The organism is Edaphobacter aggregans DSM 19364 (genome assembly GCF_000745965.1).
Classification (GTDB): Bacteria; Acidobacteriota; Terriglobia; order Terriglobales; family Acidobacteriaceae; genus Edaphobacter; species Edaphobacter aggregans.
On sequence record NZ_JQKI01000183.1, the window covers coordinates 1 to 9,196 of the forward strand.

Below are 9,196 nucleotides of genomic sequence, written 5' to 3' on the forward strand. Positions count from 1 at the left end.
CATGCCTTGTCCGACCCGGTACGGGCGGCGATCTATGCAGATATCGTAGCTCAGGAGTGCTCGCATAACTGCTCGATGTTTCTGACCGTTAGCGACAAGGCAATTCCGAAGTCTACCCTCTCACAACACTTCAGGGCACTTAGAGAGGCGGGGCTGATCCGTGGCGAACGGCGCGGCGTGGAGATGCACAACACCTCACGTTGCGCGGAGATCGAGGAACGCTTCCCAGGGCTGATCCGGGCGATCGTCAACGCGCATACCATCCAATCTACGGATGAAGCTCGAGCAAAGAAACTTGCTGCGAAGCGATCGTCCAGGCGCAGCGAAAAGTAAGTGGAAAGCTGCGGCCATCGCTGAGCTGAGCACTCGCGAGACGAATTACTAACGACAAGTCGGTTTTGTCGGAAGTGACCTCCTGGCTGGTACCATGCCAGGCATGAACAAACTTGCGCCATTCCTCTGGTTCAATGACAACGCCGAAGAAGCCGCCGAGTTTTACCTGAGCGTCTTCCCGCACGCGCGCAGGCTCGATGAGCTGCGTTCCAAAGGCGTCGGTCCCTGGCCCGTGGGCAAGATTGCCACAATTACAATCGAGCTTGAAGGCCAGGAGATGGTCTTTCTCAACGGCGGCCCCGCGCATCAGCTCAACCCCGCCTTCTCGTTCTTCGTCCGCTGCGACTCCCAGGAAGAGATCGACAGCTACTGGGGCAAGTTGATCGAAGGCGGCAAACCCATGGCCTGTGGCTGGCTCACAGACCGCTTCGGCCTATGCTGGCAGATTGTGCCACGGAATATCGGCGAGTTGATCAGTCACCCCAAAGCCATGGAAGCCATGATGGGGATGATCAAGATGGACCTGTCCGCGCTGGAAGCCGCCGCGCGCGAGAACTGAGAGCCTTCTCTAGTCTTTTCCAGTCAGAACCTTTGCTGGTTTGAGACTGGTGCGGGGTGTTGGATTTCGAATTTCCGCTTCTCAATAGCCCAGACTGGTATCGGGAAGTCGACTTGGGTTCATGAATCCGTTGCGCGAACATGTGAACCGCCGAGTATTGGGGATCGTGGGATCAGCAATCCCTGGCCCCAAAGCCAACCATTTCGCATTTTCGACATGATCTGCCACGGCCGCAGAAGTTTTAGCCCTCCGAAGAAGGGGTTCGCTCACCTTGTCGAGGAGAGTGCAGCACACCGGAAAACCTGCCGAGATGTTCCAAACGGGCAGAGGAGTTACACTGCTGTGACCGAACGGCGCAAGGGAGAAAACAGAGAACATGCCGTCTTCAGAAAAAGACCGGTTGGCTGCTGAGGCCGTGGACTGCTGGGAGGATTTCCAGGAGCGCCTATCCTCAGATAACCGGAATATCCCATCCAGCAGTTTCAAGCATTTTGGTCGGCAACAAAACGCTACGTCGAATTGACGAAGTCTGATTCTCTGATTCACAAGAGTGTCGCCGCCGCGGTCCACGGACTCGTCGATTTCCTTGGTGCGGAACGTGAACGGGTTCCAGACGACGTTCTGCGGGATGCTGAACGCTTGGAGTGCCTCCTTTTTAGCGGACATGACCCGCACTTCGAGGGCAACGAACCGCCAGGATTGTGAGGCGGTGGCATTCTCGCTGAGTGGGAAGGCGATTATGCACTCGTGGAGAACTCCGGAGGCGAGGCAGTTTGAAAATCGCTTGCGCAATCGGCGTTTTCCGTTACTGATCCGTGGAACGCCTGTTCTGTCGACAAGTGACTCGGAGGATCTCCTTCAATTGAGCATTGATATGACTTATCATCCGAGTCGCCGATCATCCAGAGCGAAATGCCGTTTCCTCTTGCGTACGCCGAGTTCATGCTACTTTTTGCACACCGAATAGACTCTTTCGCCGCTGTAGCGCATAGTTTTCCAGAAGCGGGCAGAGTCCGGCATTTTAGACTGTCTTTGACCGTCTTAGTCCTATGTCGCAAAAGCAAAACAAGAGGAATGGTCCAGCGTCGAGCGCAGCCCCCAATGTGGGGGGCGCGCGGCTGTTGCCGGAAGAGATTGAACGGGTACGGGAGTTGATCGCCGGCAGACATTCCAAGTCCGCTCTGCAACTTGCCAAGGATCTCTACAAGCGCTGCGCAACGGCGGAGTCGGAAGCCCTGCTGACCGATGCCTACAAGGCTCGCGTCGACGATCTGCTCAGGCTGGGAATGACCGTGGAGGCCAAGACTCTGCTGGGGATTGTGCGGGAGCGGTTTCCCTCAGCCATGCCGCGATTGACGGAACTCGTCCGGGAGATATGCGCGCAGGATGGCAAGTTGGAGGATGTCGTCGCACCGCTTGCCGACCGAGAGCTTGCGGCCGAAGAACGCGACCGCATTGAGACCTTCATCCGGCAGCGGATCTGGGATCTGCCCGCTCTGGCCGCGGTTTCGTCCCTGCCGCCGGAGCATTCCCTGCGCACGGCTGCATCGGCGCTGGCGGCTGCGTTCGAGGCGGTGACCAGGGGGCCGGTGGAGGACGCGGTTCTGGCGCTGCCGGAGGTGTCGCGGCGCAGCCCGCTGGCTCCGTGGAAGGCTCTGATCCGGGCGATTGCCTGCTACCACCGGTGCGAGGATGAAGAATGCGGCAGGTGGCTCCAGACGATTTCGATCGATTCCGTTCCAGCGCGCCTGCTTCCTACATTCACCGCCATGCTGAAGCCGAAGCCTACGGCCGGAACCGATTCCAAATCAAGCCTGGCCGGGCAAAAGCTGATTGCCGCGGCTGGAGATCATGGCGCGGCTTTGCGTTCCGCCCTGACGGATCTGGAAGATGCGCTGCAGGCAAAGAAGAAGAAGCGGATTCTCGATGCGGCGCGGACCGCGATGACGGCAAGTGATCATTGCGGCGGCGTGGTAACGCGGGAACGCCTGCGCCAGCACATTGCGGTGCGCGGTGTGACGCAGCACATCCCGCTGCCCTCCATCAACGCGGCCCTGGGCGGCGCTCCGCGGCTGGACGCTTACTACTTCCGGCTCTTGGCAAGGACTCTGGAAAACCAGCAGAATATGGATTCCTATGCGGAATCGGTTGTCGTATGGTCGGAATTCCGCCGCGCGGCCCTCAATGAAAAATGGTTTGCCCCCGGGGGTCTGGAAGATAGCATCCTCTCGTTGCACATGGGGGAGTTAATCGAGAGAGTCCCTGCGGAAATCATCCAAGATCTGAAGCAGGAGATGGCTTCTTACCGGAGTCCCGGCAAGCGGAACCAGGAGGAGGGTGAAGTGCCTTCTCCGGGGACGCTGTATGAACGCGCCTGCAAGGCCGACCCTCATCCGGAAGCCTTCCAGGCATGGTTGAACTGGGCGCGTAAGCACGGTCCCTGGCAGGTGGCCGACAATGTTGCCGAGCAATGGCGAAAGGCGAGGACCGCGGATATTCAACCTCTGCTTTACCTGATGGAATCCGCGGAGAAGCGCAACGCATTCAACAAATCGTTGAAGTATCTGGGGGAGGCGGAACATCTCGACGGACTGAATCCTGAGGTGCGGCGGGCAAGGCTGCGGCTGTTGCTTTCCGCGGCCTTGCGGCATCTGCAACAGCGCAAGGCTCACTTGGCGCTGAGTGGAATCGAGCAGATCGAGACAGTGCCCGAGGTGCGGCCAGGAGAGATTGCCGCACTGGCCGCGGCGCTACGCTGGTGCGCAGCCGCAGTTGGCCGTGAAGAGGCCGTCCAGGACGAACAGGAAGCGTGTCTGAACACGTTAATGAGCAGCGTAGCCGCGCATCTGCTGATGGCAGCTGTGGCAGACAAGGCAGAGATAGGCCCCGCGGCCTCGTTGAAGGCTTTGAACGTTGCCAGGCTCCCTGCCGACGAACTGCTGGCCGGCGTGGCCAGGGCCCGCGCTCTGGGCGAGTGGGCGGGTCTTCGCATCGCGCTGCCGCGTAAATGGATTGATCCCCTAATTGCCTCGCTGAAGATGCCCAACTGCCCTCTGGATGCCGGGCAAATGCTGGTTCTTGGCGAGGCTGCCTTGGACGGCTATTCAGCGGAACTGGGATATGCCGTCTCGGCAGCAGGACTGGCCAAAGGCGGAGCGAACGCAGAGTTCCTGTTCCTGCGCGCCCGCTCTCTGCCATTCTGGGCCTCATTCAGGCGGGAGGGCTGTTTGACGGCATCGCTGGAACTGGCCAGGCGGGAGCGCAACACCGGACTGGCAGGAAGAATTCTGGATCATCTGAACGGGAAGAACGGGAAGAAGGATGGCGAACGCAAGCGCTGGAGGCCTGGATTCGGAATGGGAGGCGACCCAAGGATTGCCAGCCGGGCGGTCTCACCGGAGTTGCTCGGCAAAATTCTGGAGGAAGAGCAGACGCTGGAGCAGTTCCCCGGCGACGACATCGATCAGGAGCCGAAGTACGCAGAGGAGCTTGGCTATTCTTCTTGCGACTGCCCAAAATGCCGGGCAAGACGGGGCGAGCCGGTGGAGGATGGCGAGTTCTCCGACAATGAAGAGGACGATAACGATGACTTCGATGATAGCGACGAAGACGAAGAGGTATTCGATGGAGCGCCACCTCCCACTTTGAAGCAAATGGCGGAGAGGCTCGAGCAATTACTAAGTTCTCTGCCTCAGCCGCTTGCGCGAGCGGTGGCGCAACAGTTGAAGAAAGCGACGGCTGACGGCGAGAATCCCATTGATGCAATTCAAAGGATCATGGGCACAGCCTTCCCGAAGCTGGGATCGCCAGCGCATTCGCAGAATAACAAGAAGGCGAAAGCTGCCAGAGTTCCGCCGCCGGAACAGAGCCGTTTGTTTTAGGGTGAAACGATGAACCTGAGCGCGTTGCCGATTCCCGATCCGTATGCTGTGCTGGGCCTTGGCCCCGGTGCGGAGGACGAGCAGATTCGAGCCGCCTATCTGGCCAAACTCAAGCAGTTTCCGCCGGACAGGTCTCCAGCCGAGTTTGAGCAGGTACGCGACGCATACGAACTTCTGCGCGACCGGCGCAGGCGCGCACAGCACACACTGTTTTCAGTAAATCCGGAAGCTCGTCTGGAATCCCTTTTGGACGGTATGGACAACGATAGAAAATTCGTCGGCCCCGGCCCATGGCTGGCGGTACTCAAGGAAAGATAGATGGAAATGGAAGAAGATAACTCCACCCCAGGGTTTTCACCTGAAGCGCGGGAACGGATTGTCCGCGGCTTCGAGGCGTGGCTTGATCGCGCGATAGCGGATGAGCAACCGCCGCAAGGATTGACCGCCGGGTTGCTCGCTGCGCTTGAGAACGGCGATCCGCTTCCGCCGCTCGAGTGCGAGCAGCCCGGCAGCAGCGGTTGCGACCTTTATTCTCTGTGGGCGGCCATGACCGCGCTTACGCAGGAAGTCCGGCTTCAGGGTCGGACCTTCAAGCAATTGAATGAAACCCTCATTCAGAACGCGCAGAGCCTGGAAGCAAGGGGCGGCGGGGAAGATGCACCGGCCGAACAGGCTCGAATCCGGCAGGCCGAAGCCCCCCAGCCACGGAAGCAGGGGATTCACTTCCCCCTCAATGTTCTGCTGGATCTGCGCGACCGAGTGGAGCGGGGAGGGAACACCGCGCGCAACGCCGCCGAAGAGTTGGCTCCAAAACGGTTGCCGCGATTGGCGCGCTGGCTGGGTGTAGGCGCCAGATACGCGGGCCACACCCAGGAGATTCTCGCCGCGCTCTCCCACGGCTACAGCCTCACCTTGGACAGTTTGGACGAGGCGCTTGTGGGCTCGAGCGTGAGCCGAATTGCATGCCTGGGGCAAATCTTCGATCCGCAACGGATGACGGCTGTCGATATCGAAGAAACCAGCTCCATGCCCCAGGGAACTGTCGTCGAGGTCTACCGCAACGGCTACGAATGGAACGGAGAGGTCTATCGCACCGCCCAGGTCAAGGTGGCGCGCAACCCCGAGAGGAAATCTGAATGAGCGATTTAGGCGATTTGATTGTTGGCATCGATCTGGGTACGACGAACTCAGAGATAGCGGCCTTCGTCGATGGCAGAGTGACAATTCTCGGCTCGGGCAACAAGAATATGCTGTCCTCAGTGGTGGGTCTTTCCCCGTCGGGAGATCTGCTAGTAGGGGAAGCAGCGCGCAACCAGTTGGTGCTCTATCCCGACCGCACGGTTCGCAGCATCAAGCGCAAGATGGGCAGCGACGAGACCGTTACGCTGGGAGACCGCCAGTTTACGCCGCAGGAGATCTCGGCACTGATTCTGCGCGAGCTTGCATCTTGGGCCAGCCAGCAACTCGATCGGCCCGTTGCAAAGACGGTCATTACCGTACCCGCCTATTTCTCCGATGCTCAGCGCCAGGCTACGCGCGAGGCCGCAACCCTGGCAGGTCTGGAGGCGGTCCGCATCCTGAATGAGCCGACGGCCGCAAGCCTGGCGTATGGAGAAGGCAGCCATCATACCGCCATGGTCTACGATCTGGGCGGCGGTACTTTCGACGTCTCCATTGTCTCGCTCGAGGGTGACATCACCGAGGTGCTTGCCAGCCATGGCAACAATCGCCTGGGCGGCGACGACTTCAACGACCTGCTTGTCGAGCATCTGCTCCGCGAATTTCAGTCGCAACACGGAATCGATCTGCGCAGCGGCCATCCGGTGGCCCGCGCGCGTATCTGGTGGGCCGCCGAGGAGGCCAAGCGCCGCTTGAGCTTCGATCCGGAGGTGACCGTTCGCGAAGAAGCCCTGGCCACGGTCGACGGCAAACCACTACATCTGGAACTGGAAATCGCGCGCGAGGAGTATGAGGACATGATCCGCCCCCTCGTCGAGCAGACGCTGGGACATATGTCCAAGGCACTTGCCGATGCCGGCAAAGGCCCCTCGGAGTTGGATGCGATTCTTCTGGTTGGCGGCTCGACGCGCACGCCGCTGGTGGCGCGGATGATCGAGGAACGCACCGGCTTGACGCCGCGGGAAGAGATACATCCAGACCTGTGCGTTGCCCTGGGCGCAGGTGTCATGGCCTCGCGAATCGCCGGCCACGAGGTCGAACGGGTGCTGGTCGACGTTACTCCGTACTCATTCGGCGTGTCCTTCCTTGGCGATCGGGGCGGCGTCTCTTATCCGCACTGCTACAAGCCGATCGTCCGGCGCAATACGCCTCTTCCCGTCACCCGCAGCGAGCGCTTTTACACCAGTCATCCATACCAGGAAGAAGTCGATGTCCGCGTGTATGAGGGCGAGGATGAGGATGCGCTGCGCAATATCCTGGTCGGCGATTTCACCATCAAGGGCCTGACTCCCATGCGCGATTTCAATGAAGTGATTTGCCGCATGAGCCTAGATCTGGACGGCATCCTCAACGTAACCGCGATTGAGAAGAAGTCAGGATTATCCAGGCACATCACCATCGCCCGCGCCCTCGAAGCCAAGAGCGAAGCCGAGATTGCCGCCGCCCGCAAACGTCTCGAAGCCCTCTACGCCACCCGGCAGAACGGCGATTTCGACGATGAGAACGACGACGAGATTGCGCAGCAGATCGAGGGCCAGGTTGATTTCACAGTGCATCCTGCGCCGAATGAACCTGCTGTTGCCGAGGACGATTGGAGTGCAGCTGAGGACGAAGGCTGGAAGATGATCGAGCGCTCCCGCCTCCTACTCGACAAAATCCACGATGAAGACCGCGAGGAAGCGATCGACCTGAATCAGGCGATCGAATCCGCAATCGAGGATCACGATGTCGGCGCACTCAAGCAGGCTGTTCACGATCTGCGCGAAATGCTGTTCTTTGTCGAGGGCCGCGCATGAAGGATGATCTTCGTAGCCCGGTCGCCTGTCCAGTCTGCCGGGCTCGTTTTCGCAGCTCGTCTCTGTGCTCTCGTTGCGGCGCCGACCTCACCGCGCTGATGCTGCTGGCAACTCACGCCTACGTCATGCGCCAGGCCGCCCGGCAATCGCTCAGGCAGGGCGATTGCCAAGCTGCACTGGCCTCCGCTCAGGCAGCACAGCGATTGCATTCAACCGTAGAAGGCAGTCTCCTCAGCGTTATCTGTACCACAGCAGCCAACCCACTTTCCGGGCAACCTCGGAGGCCAGCTTGAGCCATTGCCGATCCGCATTGTGCGCAACCGTGTTACGCAAAACTGCGTAATGGGCTCTCGGTTGGTGCAAATAATGCTCACAGTGGCGTTCACCGGAGCAGGAATGGGGCCCAACTGCATTGAAATCCGCGGAACTTCCTACAAGCCCTAGGACTTCTGGAGAATCTTCTGGACGACAGACCCGCCGATCGGCTATTGCTCAGGATCAGGTCTCCGATCCCTTCGTTAAAGTAGGATTCAAGTTGATCGGGACGGACCGGAATGAACGTGACCTGTACGTGTTGTCGGCCGGTATGCAACTTCTGATTTACGAATTGCTCGAAGTCCCGCAACGCCTCTAAGAAGATGCCTTCCGGCTTGCCATTCACATAGAAAAAGCTGGAGTGGCTTTAGAGGATAAGCGCCCGAAGGGTCTGGGCTTTCACCATCGCATCCAGGTCGCCTGTACGGCGCTGGAAGTTCAATGGCAGGCCAACGTCAGGGGATTGGGGCGCACGTTGACTTGTCTGGGTTGAGCCTGCTGGCCGAATGCCGCCATGGTCGCGCACAGAGCCACGCATTATCATGAGAATCTACCGCAGCGCCGAAGGTACCCCCTTCCATTCCACCGCCCGTGAAGCCCGTCGTAATCGGAGAGAGCGGCTTCCCGTTGGGCGCGAACTTTGTCGCGTGGCCCTGCCAGAGCGAATCCTGCCCTTGCCAGCCAACGGTGAAATTGTCACCGACCCAGAGGTTGCCCTCGCTGTCGAACATCGCCTTGCCACCCGCAACATACCCGCCGCCCGTGAACTTGAGCGGAAGTACCCAGGCACTGGGAACCCAGTTGAGGTAGGGCATGTACGAGACTAGAAAGAAACAGAATCTCGATTAGGCTGCCGAGGGCGTGATTTGGACGTTGAATCCCAAGTTCTTCAAGCGGTGGATGAGGTGAAGGGCTTGCTTGTCTTTGGCGCGACGGTTGAAGTGGTTAGCGCCGAGATCCTGGTAGAGGGTTCCAGACTTGAGCATATGGTAAGCGGCAGTGAGCAAGGAGGAGGCTACGGCTCCGATAGCTTTTTTGGGGCCGCGGCGGCTGCGCAGGCGGTGGTATTGGGCCTGGAAGTAGCTGTCCTTGGTGCGCGCGGCCGCCCAGGCGCATTGCACTAGAGTGGTCTT

8 protein-coding genes and 1 pseudogene are annotated in these 9,196 nt (G+C 59.6%); 6 read left to right on the plus strand and 3 right to left on the minus strand.

The genetic code is table 11. From position 1 onward, the window contains the following. Together Q363_RS28530 and Q363_RS28535 are read left to right on the plus strand one after the other, a co-directional pair. Positions 1 to 333: ArsR/SmtB family transcription factor (locus Q363_RS28530; protein ID WP_035357469.1), on the plus strand; the 333-nt coding region annotated here is incomplete at its 5' end. Between the two features lie 103 nt (positions 334 to 436). Further along, on the plus strand, positions 437 to 892 hold the full coding sequence (locus Q363_RS28535) for a VOC family protein (RefSeq protein ID WP_035357471.1): 456 nt from the start codon (positions 437 to 439) through the stop codon (positions 890 to 892). A gap of 81 nt (positions 893 to 973) precedes the next feature. Here the strand turns inward: Q363_RS28535 and Q363_RS28540 are convergent, their stop codons facing one another. Further along, positions 974 to 1,684, minus strand: a complete 711-nt coding sequence (locus Q363_RS28540) for a hypothetical protein (RefSeq protein WP_035357472.1) — start codon at positions 1,682 to 1,684, stop codon at positions 974 to 976. Between the two features lie 257 nt (positions 1,685 to 1,941). Between Q363_RS28540 and Q363_RS28545 the strand changes: the two genes are divergently transcribed. The 4 genes from Q363_RS28545 to Q363_RS28560 are packed head-to-tail and all read left to right on the plus strand — an operon-like array spanning position 1,942 to position 7,748. Then, the gene (locus tag Q363_RS28545) at positions 1,942 to 4,773 is read left to right on the plus strand and encodes a hypothetical protein (protein WP_157467767.1); all 2,832 of its coding nucleotides are present in this window, start codon (positions 1,942 to 1,944) and stop codon (positions 4,771 to 4,773) included. Positions 4,774 to 4,782: 9 nt separating this feature from the next. Then, positions 4,783 to 5,091 (plus strand): J domain-containing protein, encoded by a 309-nt coding sequence (locus Q363_RS28550; protein ID WP_051979472.1) that lies wholly within the window; start codon positions 4,783 to 4,785, stop codon positions 5,089 to 5,091. Then, positions 5,092 to 5,913, plus strand: a complete 822-nt coding sequence (gene grpE, locus Q363_RS28555; RefSeq protein ID WP_035357475.1) for a nucleotide exchange factor GrpE — start codon at positions 5,092 to 5,094, stop codon at positions 5,911 to 5,913. Continuing rightward, positions 5,910 to 7,748, plus strand: a complete 1,839-nt coding sequence (locus Q363_RS28560) for an Hsp70 family protein (protein WP_035357477.1) — start codon at positions 5,910 to 5,912, stop codon at positions 7,746 to 7,748. Before grpE ends, Q363_RS28560 begins: the two co-directional genes overlap by 4 nt. Before the next feature lie 770 nt (positions 7,749 to 8,518). On the opposite strand, the gene Q363_RS28565 is transcribed toward Q363_RS28560, so the two are convergent. Together Q363_RS28565 and Q363_RS42380 are read right to left on the minus strand one after the other, a co-directional pair. After that, positions 8,519 to 8,878: a hypothetical protein gene (locus Q363_RS28565; RefSeq protein ID WP_035357479.1), complete on the minus strand. Its 360-nt coding sequence runs from the start codon at positions 8,876 to 8,878 to the stop codon at positions 8,519 to 8,521. 30 nt (positions 8,879 to 8,908) lie between these two features. Further along, positions 8,909 to 9,196 (minus strand): annotated as a pseudogene (locus Q363_RS42380) (IS110 family transposase); the annotation flags it as partial.